Raw genomic sequence first — 14,573 nt, forward strand, 5'->3', positions numbered from 1 at the left:
CTGCTTTCTCGTCTATACACCCTAAATATAGCAGTTATATCAAAAAAGTAAAGGCTTTCATAAACGTTTTACTTAAAAATTTCAATCTAGTTTTTGGGAAAAAAAAAGGAATCAAAACAAATTAAATTTGTTTCGATTCCTTGATGATTAATTACTCAATTTAGTTAGTCGAACGACATCGCGAACAATCATTAACTCTTCATCAGTTGGAACAACCATCACCGTGACGGTTGAATCATCTGTACTGATTACACGTGTTCCAGTGCCATTTTCATTTTTATCTTTATCAATTTTTATACCCATATAGTTAAAACTATTGGCTATATCAGCGCGGATTTCGGCGTTGTTCGTTCCCGTACCAGCGGTGAAAATTAAGACATCTGTCCCACCAAGCAATGCAATGTAGGAACCAATGTATTTAACGATACGATTGATATAAATCTTAATTGCCAAATCCGAGCGATCATTTTCAGACCTTGTAGCTAGTAGATCTCTCATATCTGGAGAAACACCAGAAATTCCCAATAAGCCAGATTTAGTGTTAAGAATCTTTATCATTTCATCAGGATCAGTAATCTTCTTCTTTTGCATTAAGTAAGCGACTAATGATGGATCAATATCACCTGAACGGGTGCTCATTGTAATACCTGCTAGTGGAGTGAAGCCCATCGACGTGTCGACAGACTTGCCGTCAGCGATTGCATCAATCGAAGCTCCACTTCCTAAATGACAAGAAATGATCTTTAAATCATTAACTGGCTTTTGTAAATAATCAGCAGCGGCTTGGGAAACATAACGGTGACTTGTACCGTGTGCCCCAAATTTACGGACGCCGTACTTTTCGTAATATTCGTAAGGGATACTGTACAAATAATTAACTGGGTCCATAGTTTGATGGAACGATGTGTCAAAGACAGCCACTTGAGGCACATCAGGCAAGATTTTTTCAAATGCTTCAATTCCGGCTGCTTGTCCTGGATTATGGAGTGGCGCAAATTCAGACAGATTCTTGATCTGTTGAACAACTCGAGGTGTGACGACTGCAGAGTCTTTGAAAATACTGCCACCAGCAACAACTCGGTGGCCGACACCAGTAATTTCATCGTAACTATTGATTATTTTCAAATCAATTAATTTTTCAAGCATTTTATTGACTGCAGTTGTGTGATTGGCAATATCGCCCATTTCACTGATCTTTTTGCCATTAAACTCGACCTCAAAAACCGAGTCAGACAGACCCAAACGATCAACCATACCTTTAGCAATAACTTTTTCCTCAGGCACTGTATATAGTTTCCACTTCAGAGTAGAGCTACCAGAATTAACGGCCATGATTTTTGACATAAATCTCACCTAACCTTCAAAATTTTTCGCCCAGTCTTGTAACTGGTCTTTAAATCCCTCAAATAATTTTGGATTGTTGGCATCTGGTATTGTTCCCATCAAAACATTTCCGACTTGCTTAGCACCAGCACCGTGCTTTTGTAAAACCACGATTGCCTTTTGAGCCTCTTTGGAAGCAAAAAGCGTTGCAGGTAAATCAAGTACCGCTTGCAAGTAAACACTTGAAACCATCCATTCAGAAAGTTTCTTTGCTTGATCAGTTTGGAAAATTTGTGAAGGTACAATGAATATCCCGATTCCGCCATCGTTTAAATTATTCATCGTTTGTTCAATTAATAAATGGTGTGCATAAGAGTGACCTTTATCAGCCTTAGTTTGAAACTTAGCTGCGTTTTCGTCAATAGGGTAATAACCAACTGGTAAGTCAGCAATGGCCATATCAATATCCGTAATATCCCAATCAGCAACGCTATCTTGATGATAAGCATCTAAGTTGAGATTCATTACTTCACTAAACGACTTAGCTAAACCGACCAACGCATCATCATTATCTAAGGCCGCAGCATTGATCTTAAATTTATCAAGCATTTTTAACTGCTCGATAAATTCAATCAATAAATTACCTGTTCCGACTGTTGGGTCCACAATATTGACACTATTTTTCTTTTGAACAGTCAAGATCTCATAAGCAATGAGACTAGCAATCAATCCAATAGCATCAGGCGTCATTAGTTTATTTACTTCAGTATTGTCATCTTTTTGAGACTTAATGATTGCGACGGTGATAGCTTGTTTCAATTGAGCTGGCGTTAAACTCAATGCCTTTAATTCCTGATAAAGCTGTTCTAATTTGGCAACGGTCTCCTTATCGGGAACATCGTTTTCCACATAGACTTTTCCATCAGAAATATTAGTCAATGTTTCGGCAAGCGAATCAATGTTGCTAACTCGCAACGACTTTTTCAATAATCCATTGGCCTCGTTTAGCTTATCGAAATATGATTGCATATCTTTATCTGACATAGTTAACCTCTTTGCTTAATAATAAAATTTTAACGTTGGAACCGATTTTATTCAAGGATTCCTGAAATTCATATCAGTTTATTTTATTACTTTTATTAAATTCTTTGTTGATTTGTTGTTGATAATATTTATCTAACTGCCGGTAATCATCGATCTGTTGGCTAACGTACACCGTGCTATAACCGACAACCATAATTGAAACCGCTAGTACTAATATACTATTTAGCAGGACGGTTCCGCTATTTTTTTGATTGCCGAAAATTATTTTACGAATCATTAGTTAAACACATTTGGGAAATTTTACCGGCTTTATTCACTGTTGTAATAATAACTAAATTTTGATTTTTTTCAATCCTAATTTTCTTTAAATTAGTAATAATTGGCTCGTACCCGCCTTTTTCGGTCGTAATTATTAATTGTTGAAAGTTAAATACTTTGATAATTCTTTTCGGCATATTCGTTTGTTTATCTACCAACTCAATTTTGTCTTCACTTATTTCGCCAGCTTTGTAGTTTGATAACATCTGTTGCAACTTATCCTCGGTAATGTGCCAACGCAGTTGTTCCCTGTACGACGTTTGTTGAACCATCTGTAAGATCTTCAATGACTGCTGTAAGATACCTACAGTTAAAATCGTCACCATTAAAGCAATGATGGCTTCATACAAAACAAAGCCCCTGTGCTTACTTTTTAATTGAGTAGACATGATTATTCACTTTCACTTGATATAAGTTATTTTGCTGGTGGTAATAGTACTTTCGTCCCGCAACAATTAACGGGTCAGGAATATTATTCCTTTTTAAATGGAGCCAGATAACTTTATCTGCCGTGACTCTCTCTTCCCAGTGGTTTAAAAGCTTTAATTGCTCAGTGACGCAATAAGTCAGCGTAAAAATTATGATCAGTGAGATGAAAAAGGCTGTCAAAGACTCCAGCAATAAAAGCCCCTTACGTTTTAGATTCAAATATTTCACCCCATCCCATCTGCACTTTATAAATATACTTGTGATGAGTCAAACTCGATTCAAAAGTCCATGTGATTGGTCCTGATTGTCCAGAACTGTATACTTGATAGTTATTTTTTCCAATCAAGGTCAAAGTTTTCGGCAAAGTTCTTTCGTTATGACGTTCGAAACGGTTGTCACTAGCCGTGGTGTCAAAAATAATCCTGTTGTGATCAATGATGATTTTGGTAGCATGTTTTTTTAAGTAGCCTTGATTGTAAGCTGATTTGAGTGAGTTTTTGAACCATGCTAATGCGACTTGTTCTTCACATCTCGCTTGATAATCTTTCAAGTTATAGACAGCTAGACTAGTCAACGTGCAAAATATTCCTAAAGAAATGATGACTTCGAGTAAAGTGAAACCTGAATGTTTCAGACTTTTCATCAATTTTTCTCAGCCGCTGTTTCAGGAATTTTTAAGCTTTCAGCCTTTTCATATTGTTTATCAGAAATGTAGCCATCATCTTTTAATTGTTTTAAAGTTGGCACCGTTCCAGCATTATTACCCGCGTACATTTCTCGCTGGGTCTTAATCATGCTAACAAAAGCCTCATTGGATCGTTCGTCAGCCTTATTTTTTTCAGTCATTAGATTAGGAATCATAATTAACAGCAATAAAGAGATAATGAACAATACAATAACCATTTCGATCAATGTAAAAGCTTTATGAATTTTTTTCATTAAGACATTCCCCTCATCATTCCGTAAATTGGCAATAAAATCATCAAATAGGTGGCAATCACTACGATCGCAATCACACCAAATAAAACTGGTTGTATCATATTCAATATTTTCTTAAGTCCTTGGCTAGTTTCCTCAAACTTCAATTCTGCCAATAGTAATAAGTCGTCAGCCAATTGGGTGCCACTTTCACCAGCCTCTAATAAAACTCTCAATTGTTTGGGCAATAATATCTCCTCTTCAATCAAGTTCAAGAGTCCTTGACCATTCATGACATTATCGATGAAGCGGCTTGCTAAAAAGGCTTGAATCGAATCTTTTTGAAAGCGGTTATTAGATTCACAAATTTCATATAAATTCATCCCACTGGCCAATTGCATACCCAATCCTTGCAAAATAATAAACTGAAAAAAGTTCAGATAAATTTTGCCAACGAAAGGTAATTTCACAAGGATCTGGGCTCGCTGATATTCTGCTTTTTGATGCATTTTCCAACTAAAAATCACAAAGGCTATTCCTGTAAACAAAATAATGCCGAGCAGTAGTCCCAAAAATAAATCGATATTTTTTCCACCGCCAGCAACTTGTAATTGAGGAATTATAAATAACTTCATCCCCACTAGCATAGTTAGTAAAAAGGCTAGTATGAAACAAGGATAAATGAGTAATTCTTTCAACTTATTTTTCTGCTTGGTCTGCGTCTGCATCAACTGACCAGTCTGTTCAATCGCTAAGGCAATATTCCCATGCTCTTGTGCAATGATCAACTGATTGTAAATTACTGAAGGCAACTGTAAATGCTGCAAAGCTTGTGAAAGCATTTTTCCCGAATGCAGATCATTATTGATCCGTTCGAGGACTTTATTTTCCAAATCTAGTAAGCGCAAACAATTAATTGATTGACTTAGTGAAAAACCATTTCGAAGTAGTTTGCTAATTATCAGCAAATATTCAGCTTGTTGTGTTCTTTTGATTTTCTTAGCCGTAGAGAAATTATTGATAAGTTTCTTCATTTATTTGACCCATTTGATAAGAATTTTGTATCAAAGCTTTCCAGTTATCATCTTTCATATCATTGTCGATAAATGATTGTATCTGAGTGCTATTCATCGTATCGATAAATAACTTCAATTCATAATCAGTCGGTACTAATCTTTGATATGAAATACAGTTCACCGAATTAAGGATTTCCGTATCATTCACGCCAAATTGCCGCAATCTCTGCACAACGGAATACTTCGACTTACCATGAATAGTAGTCATGACTGTATAGCCACAAATGGCCGCCTGAATCGCTTGTTTAGCAGTCTGACTATCACGTATCTCACCAATGATCAAAACCTCCGGACGATGTCTTAAACTAGTTTTGATCAGTTCTTCATAAGTCATGCCAGCTTCATTATTAACTTGCAGCTGCAAAAAATTATCTTCAACGATTTCAATGGGATCTTCAATACACATTACCTTCTTAGTAAAACTAAGTTGTCGACCTAAAGCATACATTAAAGAAGTTTTTCCTGAACCCATCGGACCGGCAAAAATCATCATGCCCTTGCGTTGTGCCAGCGGCAGCAGTCCGGCAATAATATTTTCATCAATGGCGGAAGTCAACTCCGGGGGATAGATCAGTCGAACCACCATGGACTCACGATTCTTAAAATCACCTACTGAAGAAATCCGAATAAAAATACTGCGATTTTGAAAATTAAAATTAAACGCTCCCTTCTGCGCCCGTCGTCTTTCGGAAACATCCAAGCCCGAATTGAATTTCAAATAATTCATGATTGCTAAAGTTTCATCGATCGTTAAATCAGCTACGGTATAGTTTTGAATCGAATTGCGTGCCTCTAAATGATAAGAATTATTACGTGGAAAAAAATAAATATCAGAAATTTTATTAGTACAAGCTTCAGTTAATAAATTGTTAACCATTGTTTCTGCGGTCATATTTCAACCCCCTTTCAAAAAAAATTACGCAAAAAAAAAGACTATGGGCATCTGTCCATAGTCTTTTAAAAAAATTATTCTTCGTCATCATCTGCAGCAGCAGTATAAACTTCAGAAACATCTTCATCATCTTCCAATTGGTCGATCATGTGTTGGAATTGTTCCTTCTTTTCTTCTGGCACTGGAGTTGTGTTTTGAGGAATCATTGTTAATTCTGAATCAGCGAGTTCATAACCCTTTTCAATCAAACCATCACGTACAGCAGCAAATTCTTTTGCCTCTGTATAGATTTCATAAGCGTCATCAGATGTTTGAAGATCATCAGCACCTAAGTCCATGATGTCCATCAAAACTGTATCCTCATCTTGAGTGTTCTTTGTACGGTCGAGCACGATGTAACCTTTACGATCAAACATGTAAGCAACTGAACCACTTGAGCCCATGCTACCTCCGTTACGGGTAAATGCAACACGTACGGCAGAAGCAGTTCTGTTTTTGTTATCTGTTAAAGCCTCTACTAAGACTGCAACCCCACCTGGAGCGTAACCTTCGTATGTAACTTCATCATAATGTTCATCACTACCGCCATCAGCCTTGTCTAAGGCACGTTTAATGTTGTCCTTTGGCATATTGGCTGCACGAGCTTTATCTACTATTAAACGAAGGGCAGCATTATCGTTAGGATCGGAGCCACCCGCCTTAGCTGCCATGAATAACTCACGAGACAGCTTTTGGAAGATTTTACCACGCTTGGCATCTTGGGCACTTTTTCTACCTTGGATGTTATGCCATTTTGAATGTCCTGACATTTCTGTTTCCTTCTTTCATGAATATTGTAAACCGCATATTATTTTATCAAAGTAACCGTGTTATTTCAATATTTGTCGGGGAATTAACTTTTAAAAAAACGACATTTTTATGACTGTTGAAAAGATGGTCGCTGTTTTAATAATATTGTCTGGAATCAAGCTCTTTTCAATTTTTTATCGTGATACTTAAACACCAAAAATACAATCAAACTTACTAATAGTATCCCAGTCAATGCACCGGCACTATCCAAAATAACATCAATCACAGATGGAGTCCTTCCGCCAGTCAATCCTTGATGAAATTCATCAAATGCTGCCAAACCTGTAGTCACCATCCACGGAATAAAGATTCTCAAAAAGAGATTTTTCTTGAAGTACGTGAATAACGCCAAGCAGAGGCAAACACCCAATATTAAATAAATACCAAAATGAGCACCCTTGCGAATAAAGAATTCCACAAATTTATAATAACCGTCATTTTCAACCGATTGTACTTTGCCACCATAGGTAAAATGAATTCTGCTCAAACTATTATAAAACGGCTTGCCATGCATATATTTTTCTAAAAAAGGAACTGACGTCTGTTGTTTATAAGTCATTGATGAACTGTAAAACAAGATCAGTTCGATTAAAACAACTCCACCCCAAAACCATTTTTCTGTTCTTTTTAAATTAGTCATTATCATTCATCCCAATTAACTTTTGAATTAAGTTGTTTTGCGTCATCAAAATATCCAGAATAATAAGCTGAATTAATGGCCCAATAATACATCAAAGTTGAAAAAATAATTATTACCAAGAAATCAAACGGATAATGAATCAAATTGATTCCGCCAAAATCGTTGCTACCAACCCATGAAATCAAAGCTAATCCAAAAAGATGGACGATCAGCCATAAGCTAGCATAAAATTTTTCCTTAAATTCTTTGAATCCACGTCGAAAATCATACACAAAATAGATTGGTAAACCAACGATAATGATAATAATCACTTCAACTGTTGTCGGAAACATTGACCAATAAATTGCTAAGCTAATCAAATCAAATACAACTGGTGCTAAAAACTTCATTCCACGAATTTTGGTAGGACGTTTAAAATCAGGACCCATTCTCCGCAAACTTCCCGCTACGACTGGACCGGATAATAATGAGATCAAAGTTGAAGCTGCCACCACACGTGATAATAAAGCCCAATTTTTAAATAATACAATCAGTAAAAAACTAACCATAAAATCAACCATTAAAGCCACCCGAGGTGTGTTGTAACTATTATCAATCTTGCTCAATATTTTAGGTAAATGCTTATTCTTAGGCATGGAAGACAATGATTTGCTAGCTGAAGCTGAAAAAGCAATTCCACTACCGATCGGTGAAATGAAGGCTGCAAAATAAATCAGCGTTGATAACCAATAAATATTCAACAAAACTGCCAGATCAGCAAATGGAGAATTAAAACTAATTGCCGACCAACCATGGCTGATTATCGACTGAGGTAGCGAGCCAATAAAGACTACTTGTAAGGCAATATAGATCAAAGCACTGATTAATAGTGAATAGATGATTCCACGAGCAATATTTACTGCTGGCTTTAGAATATCATTACCTAAATTAATTACCGTCTGAAACGCCACATATGAGTAAATAATCCCCGCACTACCGATTGCTACGAAGATAGATGAGGTTCCATAAGGCATAAATTGTTGAAGATTCCCACCCAGATTGTGAATATCAAAATGAGCTGAAATCAATAATAACATCGTAATAACAGGAACTAATAATTTAAAAACCGAGATAAAGTTGTTAAATTTGGCCATAATTGTTACTGACCAATAATTAATAATGGTAAATATGAATATTAAGACCGTTGCCATGGCGATTCCACTGACGGTTAATTGACCATTTTCCATGAAACCATGAGTCCACTGGGCCCATTTCCAAGGCCAACTACTCATATATTGGGTCGAAGCAACGGCTTCTATGGGTAAAATAGCTAGTAAAGAGAGCCAATTAGCCCAAGAAAAGATATGTCCCAGGAGCGAACCATGGGTATACATCGTAAAACGACTCATCGCCCCGTCTTCTGGAAACATTGTTCCAATCTCAACGTAGACCATTGCAATCAAAGCCACCAAAATTGCGCCCAAGATCCAAGCAATAATGGCTGCCGGACCGGCAATTTTAGCAGCTTGACTGGAACCAAACATCCAACCAGAACCGATGATTGCACTCAATCCGAACATGATAGTTGAGAATAAATTCAATTTTTTAGAACGCATAAAAAACTCACCAATCTATATTTTTTACTAATAAAAAAAGCCTCTATTCAATATAGAGACTAATTAAAACACATTAAAATAGGTTACTCTACCGTAACACTTTTGGCAAGATTACGAGGTTTGTCGACATCATTGCCTCGAGCCAAACTTGCGTAATAAGCAATCAATTGAGCTGGCACTACACTGATGATTGGAGAAATCAATTCATCGATTTCAGGAATAATAATTTGATCGCCAGCTTCAGAGTATTTTTGACTAGCAATGACTAAAACATGTGCGCCACGAGCTTCAACTTCTTGAATATTACCACGTGTATGACTAGCACCCACACCATCATTTACATATGCAATAACTGGTGTATTGTGTTCGATCAAAGCAATCGTACCATGCTTCAATTCACCAGCGGCGAAGCCTTCAGCATGAATATACGAAATTTCCTTCAACTTCAAAGCAGCTTCAAGTGATAATGCATAGTCAATTCCACGGCCGATATAAAAGGCATCTTTTTGACCAGTGAGGAATTCATCAGTTAATTTTTTGATTTTATCTTTTTCATCAACAATCGTTTGAATACCGTTGGCAGCTAGAGCTAATTGTTTCTTAACATCAAATTCTTTAGCAGCTTCAACTCCTTTAGCCATACCTAAAGCCTTGGCAAGTACTGCTTCAACTGCAATCTGTGCCGTATAAGCTTTAGTTGAGGCTACAGCAATTTCTGGACCAGCTAACAATTCCATCGTGAAAGTGGCTTCTCTTGAAAGAGTCGAATTGGCAACATTAGTCATCGTTAAACTAGGCAATTTCTTTTCATTGACCTTAACTAAAACCTGACGACTATCAGCGGTTTCACCACTTTGGGATAGGAAAATAAAGAATGGTTTCTTAGAAAGTTTTGGCATATGGTAACCAAATTCGCTTCCCAATTCTACATCTACCGGGATATCAGCAACTTGTTCAAAAATATTTTTACCAACAAGGCCAGCATGATAACTCGTCCCAGCTGCTACAATATAAAGTCGGTCGGCTTCTTTCAAAGCTTCTAAGAGTTTTGGATCGACATCAATCGTTCCGTCGGCCTTTAAATAATGTTGGGAAATCTTTCTCATCACATTAGGTTGTTCGTCAACTTCTTTTAACATGTAGTGTTCGTAGGTACCTTTAGAAATATCGCTGGCATCAAGATCTACCGTGTATGGATCTCTTTGGACTGGTGTACCGTCAATTTTACTGATCTTGACAGCACCCTTTTCCAAAATGACAACTTCACCATCATGAATTTCTAAAAATTGATGAGTTTGATCAAGCATCGCCATAGCATCGGAACAAATAACATTGAAGCCTTTGCCAACACCAATCAACAGTGGGCTCTTGTTCTTTGCAACAAAAATTCGATCTGGTTGTTGCTTGTCGATCATAGCAAAAGCGTATGAACCTTCGATTAGACTCAAAGCCTTCCGGAAAGCTGCTTCGCCATCAAGTCCTTCTTTAGCAAAGTGATCAACCAATTGAACTGCAACTTCGGTATCAGTTTGACTATGGAATTTGACATCTGATAAATACTTTTCTTTAAGTTCTTCAAAGTTAGTTAAAACTCCATTGTGAACTAAGTAGAAACGATGATCTTCTGAAAAATGAGGATGAGCGTTGTCAACGGTTGGCTTACCATGTGTTGCCCATCTTGTATGACCAATACCAACTAAGCCTTGGACATCCTCTGAAACAGCGTTTTCTAATTTACTGATTTTACCAACTTCTTTAACCAAGAAGTCTTGACCAGCTTGATCATTGACATAAATCCCGGCTGAATCATAGCCACGATATTCCAATTTCTCTAATCCGTTTAATAAAATATCAGTAGTTTTATTATTTCCAATAACTCCAACAATTCCACACATATTAATCAATGCCTTTCTTAAATTGGTATAGTTCATTATTTTTAAAATGGTATAGTTCTTTTAGAACCATTTATCATCTTGCGACAATGACTAGAATACTAATATATCAGTTCTTTGTCAAGAAAAGATTAACATTTTCCAAAATTGGTACAGTTGGTATGTACCGATATAGACGATATGGTATATATACCATTAGAAAAAATAAATAAAAAAAAGAGATTGGGGCCTATTTTTCCCTCAATCTCTTTTAATTTATTCAATTGTATCTTTTCACTAGTTTTTTAACTAGTTTTTTGATTATTAATTTAATTCCTTTTTGACTACTTCAACAATTTGGTCACAGTAGGCATTGACTTTTTCCTCAGTTGAAGCTTCACACATGACACGTAATAGCGCTTGTGTACCACTAGGACGTACTAAGACACGACCATCGCCAGCCATTTCGTCTTCAACCGTCTTGATGACATCAAGAATAGGTTGGTGTTGATCCCATGAATTCTTATCAGCAACTGGAACATTGACAAGCTTTTGTGGATAAACTTTGACTGGAGCACCTAATTCTGCCAATGTCTTGCCAGTCTCTTTCATAACATGCAACAAATGGATTCCTGTTAGCATCCCGTCTCCAGTATTCATGTATTCATACAAGACGACGTGACCAGATTGTTCTCCACCGATGTTATAGTTATTCTCACGAATTTCTTCTACCACGTGACGATCACCCACAGCAGTTTGAACAGACTTCATTCCATTGGCTTCAATGGCCTTGTAAAGACCTAGGTTACTCATAACGGTAGTAACGATCGTATCTTTCTTCAAACGGCCACCATCGTGCAAATACTTACCGAGAATGAACATAATTTTATCGCCATCAACAATATTACCGTCTGCATCGACCGCAATACAACGATCACCGTCACCATCAAAGGCCAAACCAGCAATGGCATCAGATTCTTTAACTCGTTTAGCTAATTCTTCAGGATGTGTTGAACCGACATTCTTATTGATATTGATTCCATCAGGGTGTGAAGCCATGATTTCAAAGTCAACTCCAAGGTCGGCAAAGAGTGTACTTGCTAAACGACTAGTTGAACCATTTGCAGTATCCAAGACGATCTTCATACCACTTAAATCGTCAGACAAAGTTTGTTTCAAAAATTGAAGATACTTTTGAGCACCTTCTGGATAGTCAGAAACGCTACCTAATCCTTCAGCTGAAGGTCTTGGCAAAGTATCTTCTTTTGCATCAAGCAACTCCTCAATTTCATCTTCAACGTCATCAGGCAACTTGTAGCCATCTGAACCGAAGAACTTAATTCCGTTGTCTTCAGCGGGATTGTGTGAAGCTGAAATCATAATTCCTGCATCTGCAGAGACTGCTCTAATCAAGTATGCAACAGCTGGAGTTGTAATCACATCAAGGTTCAAAACCTCGATACCTACTGAAAGAAGTCCAGAAATTAAACTTGATTGTAACATTTGACCAGAAATTCTCGTATCTCTGGCAACTAGTACTCGTGGACGAGAGTCACTATTTTCGGAATGTTGTGTTAAGACATAACCACCAAAACGGCCTAACTTGAATGCTAACTCAGGACTCAACTCCTTATTAGCAATACCTCTTACTCCGTCAGTACCAAAATATTTTGTCATGAAAAACTACCCCCAGCGTATTATTGTTCGCTATTATTATCTTCAGTCGAGTTGTTATTCGACGAATTATTATTGTCTGTACTACTACTATTATCAGTATTAGTACTATTATTGCTTGAACTACTGCCGGATGAACTAGCAGTAATCGTCACAGTGATAGTTTCTGGATCCGTAAAGGCAACCTTACTTCCCAAAGCATTACCTAAATCAATTGACTTCTTGGTATTTCCGGTGACATCACTCACGTCGATTGGAATATCAACTGAATCATTGATTGCATCTATCTGATCCTGCGTCCCGAAAATTCTAATGCTTTTCACATCAGATTCAAGCGAGAAACTCGAATTATTAGAATTCCCCTGTTGTTTTAGGTTGATGGATACTTGTTTGCTTTGAATTGAAATTGGAATTTTAACGTGTACCGTTTGTGGATCCAATGTCACATTTACTGTTTTACCATTTTTATCGAGTGCTTGCACTAAAACTTCTTGATCAAAGGTCGATTTTATTCCTTTTGGCAAAATTGGTTTTACAATTACCTTATCAATTTTACTAATTTCTGACGAAGCACCAGTAACTGTCACAGTTTCAGGAGAAATATCAGTCTTTCCAGCCTCATAGCCGGTTGCTAATGACTCCTTATTGTAGTCCACTTGAACAGCAAATTTCTTAGTGACCCGATGTTGGATATTAACATCCACATACTTAGGTTTTATACTGTAGGTCAATTCGCTGTTTAAGCCTGATTCTTTGACTTGAACTCGGTGTTGACCGATTGATAAGTCTTTCAGATTTAAATACAAATTAAAGTTCTGGGTATTTTTGGTTGCGGTAACTAAAGCTGATGGTCCCTCGATGGTAATCTTTACGTTCTCAGGATAACCGGTAATGTAATACTTATTAACATCAGCCTGTAACTGTAAAGGTACGGTTAACGTAACTTTTTTCGTTACAGTTGAAATATTGGATTGATTAGTATCTCGAGTGGATCCTACACCGGGTGTGCTGACATAGAAGAATAACCACAGGGCGCAACCTAATGCGATGAGTGCAAAGAAATAATTACTATTGATTATTTTCTTTATCATCTTGCCCCTCCTTCTTCTTGCGACCGATCTTAAAGAAATCTAGCAAGGAATGATTTTCAGTTTCATTCGGATCCTTTAATTGTGCGTGAAGATATTTCAAGTAGTCTTCGCGTGAAAGATCAAGCATCATATGACCGTTTCTTGTGATCATTACGCCACCTGTCTCCTCAGAAACGACGATCGTAATTGCATCTGTCACTTCACTGATACCAACCGCAGCTCGATGTCTTGTCCCTAATTTCTTAGGAATCGTATTGCTTTCTGACAAAGGCAAGTATGCGGCCGCAACTGAAATCCGGTTATTCCGAATAATGACGGCTCCATCATGCAAAGGTGTATTAGGGATAAAAATATTAATCAACAAAGCGCCTGTAACTTCAGCATCTAGATCAATACCAGTCTCGACATATTCTTCCAAACCAGTATTCATCTCTAAAGTTATCAAAGCACCAATTCTACGCTTACTCATGTATTGAATCGCCTGATCTAAACTTTCAATCAGATGATTCTTTGTTTTGCCTTCTTCATTACTCGTTGAACTGAATAATGGCAGTCGTCCTAAATGTTCCAATCCACGACGAATTTCGGGCTGGAAAATTATCACGATCACAATAATTCCCCAATTGATCAACTGATCCATTAAGAAAGAAACTGTATGCAGGTTTAATGCCCAACTAACCATCTTGATTACAAAGATGATCACAATTCCTTTCAGAAGCTGGACCGCTTTTGTTCCTCGTAACATCGACAGAACTTTATACAGAAAATACCAGACTACTAGGATATCAACCAAGTTAGCCAAGTTCTGCCACGTAAATATATTGCTTGGTATAAAATTCATTTCTCTAGCTCC

Annotated in this window: 14 protein-coding genes; all 14 read right to left on the reverse strand. The window is 37.1% G+C overall.

Going from position 1 to position 14,573, the window contains the following annotated elements:
* Positions 1-147: 147 nt before the first annotated feature.
* The 14 genes from ACG72T_RS10590 to cdaA all read right to left on the reverse strand — a co-directional run bounded on the left by ACG72T_RS10590 (position 148) and on the right by cdaA (position 14,561).
* Positions 148-1,344, reverse strand: a complete 1,197-nt coding sequence (locus ACG72T_RS10590; RefSeq protein ID WP_395266193.1) for an acetate/propionate family kinase — start codon at positions 1,342-1,344, stop codon at positions 148-150.
* A gap of 9 nt (positions 1,345-1,353) precedes the next feature.
* On the reverse strand, positions 1,354-2,367 hold the full coding sequence (locus tag ACG72T_RS10595) for a class I SAM-dependent methyltransferase (protein WP_395266194.1): 1,014 nt from the start codon (positions 2,365-2,367) through the stop codon (positions 1,354-1,356).
* Positions 2,368-2,633: 266 nt separating this feature from the next.
* Positions 2,634-3,074: a competence type IV pilus minor pilin ComGF gene (locus tag ACG72T_RS10600; protein WP_395266195.1), complete on the reverse strand. Its 441-nt coding sequence runs from the start codon at positions 3,072-3,074 to the stop codon at positions 2,634-2,636.
* Between the two features lie 242 nt (positions 3,075-3,316).
* Positions 3,317-3,757: a prepilin-type N-terminal cleavage/methylation domain-containing protein gene (locus tag ACG72T_RS10605; RefSeq protein ID WP_395266196.1), complete on the reverse strand. Its 441-nt coding sequence runs from the start codon at positions 3,755-3,757 to the stop codon at positions 3,317-3,319.
* On the reverse strand, positions 3,757-4,053 hold the full coding sequence (comGC, locus tag ACG72T_RS10610; protein WP_395266197.1) for a competence type IV pilus major pilin ComGC: 297 nt from the start codon (positions 4,051-4,053) through the stop codon (positions 3,757-3,759). Before comGC ends, ACG72T_RS10605 begins: the two co-directional genes overlap by 1 nt.
* Entirely contained in the window at positions 4,053-5,066 is a 1,014-nt protein-coding gene (locus ACG72T_RS10615; protein ID WP_395266198.1) for a type II secretion system F family protein, read from the reverse strand. Before ACG72T_RS10615 ends, comGC begins: the two co-directional genes overlap by 1 nt.
* On the reverse strand, positions 5,047-6,000 hold the full coding sequence (gene comGA / locus ACG72T_RS10620) for a competence type IV pilus ATPase ComGA (RefSeq protein ID WP_395266199.1): 954 nt from the start codon (positions 5,998-6,000) through the stop codon (positions 5,047-5,049). Before comGA ends, ACG72T_RS10615 begins: the two co-directional genes overlap by 20 nt.
* A gap of 74 nt (positions 6,001-6,074) precedes the next feature.
* Positions 6,075-6,809: a YebC/PmpR family DNA-binding transcriptional regulator gene (locus ACG72T_RS10625; RefSeq protein WP_395266200.1), complete on the reverse strand. Its 735-nt coding sequence runs from the start codon at positions 6,807-6,809 to the stop codon at positions 6,075-6,077.
* Positions 6,810-6,964: 155 nt separating this feature from the next.
* Positions 6,965-7,489, reverse strand: a complete 525-nt coding sequence (locus tag ACG72T_RS10630; RefSeq protein ID WP_395266201.1) for a VanZ family protein — start codon at positions 7,487-7,489, stop codon at positions 6,965-6,967.
* 2 nt (positions 7,490-7,491) lie between these two features.
* Positions 7,492-9,084, reverse strand: coding sequence for an APC family permease (locus ACG72T_RS10635; protein WP_395266202.1), 1,593 nt, complete (start codon positions 9,082-9,084; stop codon positions 7,492-7,494).
* An 83-nt stretch (positions 9,085-9,167) separates the two neighbouring features.
* A complete protein-coding gene (gene glmS, locus ACG72T_RS10640; protein ID WP_395266225.1) occupies positions 9,168-10,979 on the reverse strand; it encodes a glutamine--fructose-6-phosphate transaminase (isomerizing) in 1,812 nt (603 codons plus the stop codon).
* Positions 10,980-11,279: 300 nt separating this feature from the next.
* The gene (gene glmM, locus ACG72T_RS10645; protein WP_395266203.1) at positions 11,280-12,632 is read right to left on the reverse strand and encodes a phosphoglucosamine mutase; all 1,353 of its coding nucleotides are present in this window, start codon (positions 12,630-12,632) and stop codon (positions 11,280-11,282) included.
* Positions 12,633-12,652: 20 nt separating this feature from the next.
* Positions 12,653-13,720 (reverse strand): YbbR-like domain-containing protein, encoded by a 1,068-nt coding sequence (locus ACG72T_RS10650; RefSeq protein ID WP_395266204.1) that lies wholly within the window; start codon positions 13,718-13,720, stop codon positions 12,653-12,655.
* A complete protein-coding gene (gene cdaA / locus ACG72T_RS10655; protein ID WP_395266205.1) occupies positions 13,698-14,561 on the reverse strand; it encodes a diadenylate cyclase CdaA in 864 nt (287 codons plus the stop codon). Before cdaA ends, ACG72T_RS10650 begins: the two co-directional genes overlap by 23 nt.
* Positions 14,562-14,573: the final 12 nt, after the last annotated feature.

Origin of the sequence: Companilactobacillus sp. FL22-1 (assembly GCF_043951805.1) — a bacterium.
Lineage (GTDB): Bacteria > Bacillota > Bacilli > Lactobacillales > Lactobacillaceae > Companilactobacillus.

Bases quoted from the DNA above. Each gene is read 5' to 3' on its own strand.
- ACG72T_RS10590 (WP_395266193.1), bottom strand. From the start codon at position 1,344: ATGTCAAAAATCATGGCCGTTAATTCTGGTAGCTCTACTCTGAAGTGG.
- ACG72T_RS10595 (WP_395266194.1), bottom strand. From the start codon at position 2,367: ATGTCAGATAAAGATATGCAATCATATTTCGATAAGCTAAACGAGGCC.
- ACG72T_RS10600 (WP_395266195.1), bottom strand. From the start codon at position 3,074: ATGTCTACTCAATTAAAAAGTAAGCACAGGGGCTTTGTTTTGTATGAA.
- ACG72T_RS10605 (WP_395266196.1), bottom strand. From the start codon at position 3,757: ATGAAAAGTCTGAAACATTCAGGTTTCACTTTACTCGAAGTCATCATT.
- comGC (WP_395266197.1), bottom strand. From the start codon at position 4,053: ATGAAAAAAATTCATAAAGCTTTTACATTGATCGAAATGGTTATTGTA.
- ACG72T_RS10615 (WP_395266198.1), bottom strand. From the start codon at position 5,066: ATGAAGAAACTTATCAATAATTTCTCTACGGCTAAGAAAATCAAAAGA.
- comGA (WP_395266199.1), bottom strand. From the start codon at position 6,000: ATGACCGCAGAAACAATGGTTAACAATTTATTAACTGAAGCTTGTACT.
- ACG72T_RS10625 (WP_395266200.1), bottom strand. From the start codon at position 6,809: ATGTCAGGACATTCAAAATGGCATAACATCCAAGGTAGAAAAAGTGCC.
- ACG72T_RS10630 (WP_395266201.1), bottom strand. From the start codon at position 7,489: ATGACTAATTTAAAAAGAACAGAAAAATGGTTTTGGGGTGGAGTTGTT.
- ACG72T_RS10635 (WP_395266202.1), bottom strand. From the start codon at position 9,084: ATGCGTTCTAAAAAATTGAATTTATTCTCAACTATCATGTTCGGATTG.
- glmS (WP_395266225.1), bottom strand. From the start codon at position 10,979: ATGTGTGGAATTGTTGGAGTTATTGGAAATAATAAAACTACTGATATT.
- glmM (WP_395266203.1), bottom strand. From the start codon at position 12,632: ATGACAAAATATTTTGGTACTGACGGAGTAAGAGGTATTGCTAATAAG.
- ACG72T_RS10650 (WP_395266204.1), bottom strand. From the start codon at position 13,720: ATGATAAAGAAAATAATCAATAGTAATTATTTCTTTGCACTCATCGCA.
- cdaA (WP_395266205.1), bottom strand. From the start codon at position 14,561: ATGAATTTTATACCAAGCAATATATTTACGTGGCAGAACTTGGCTAAC.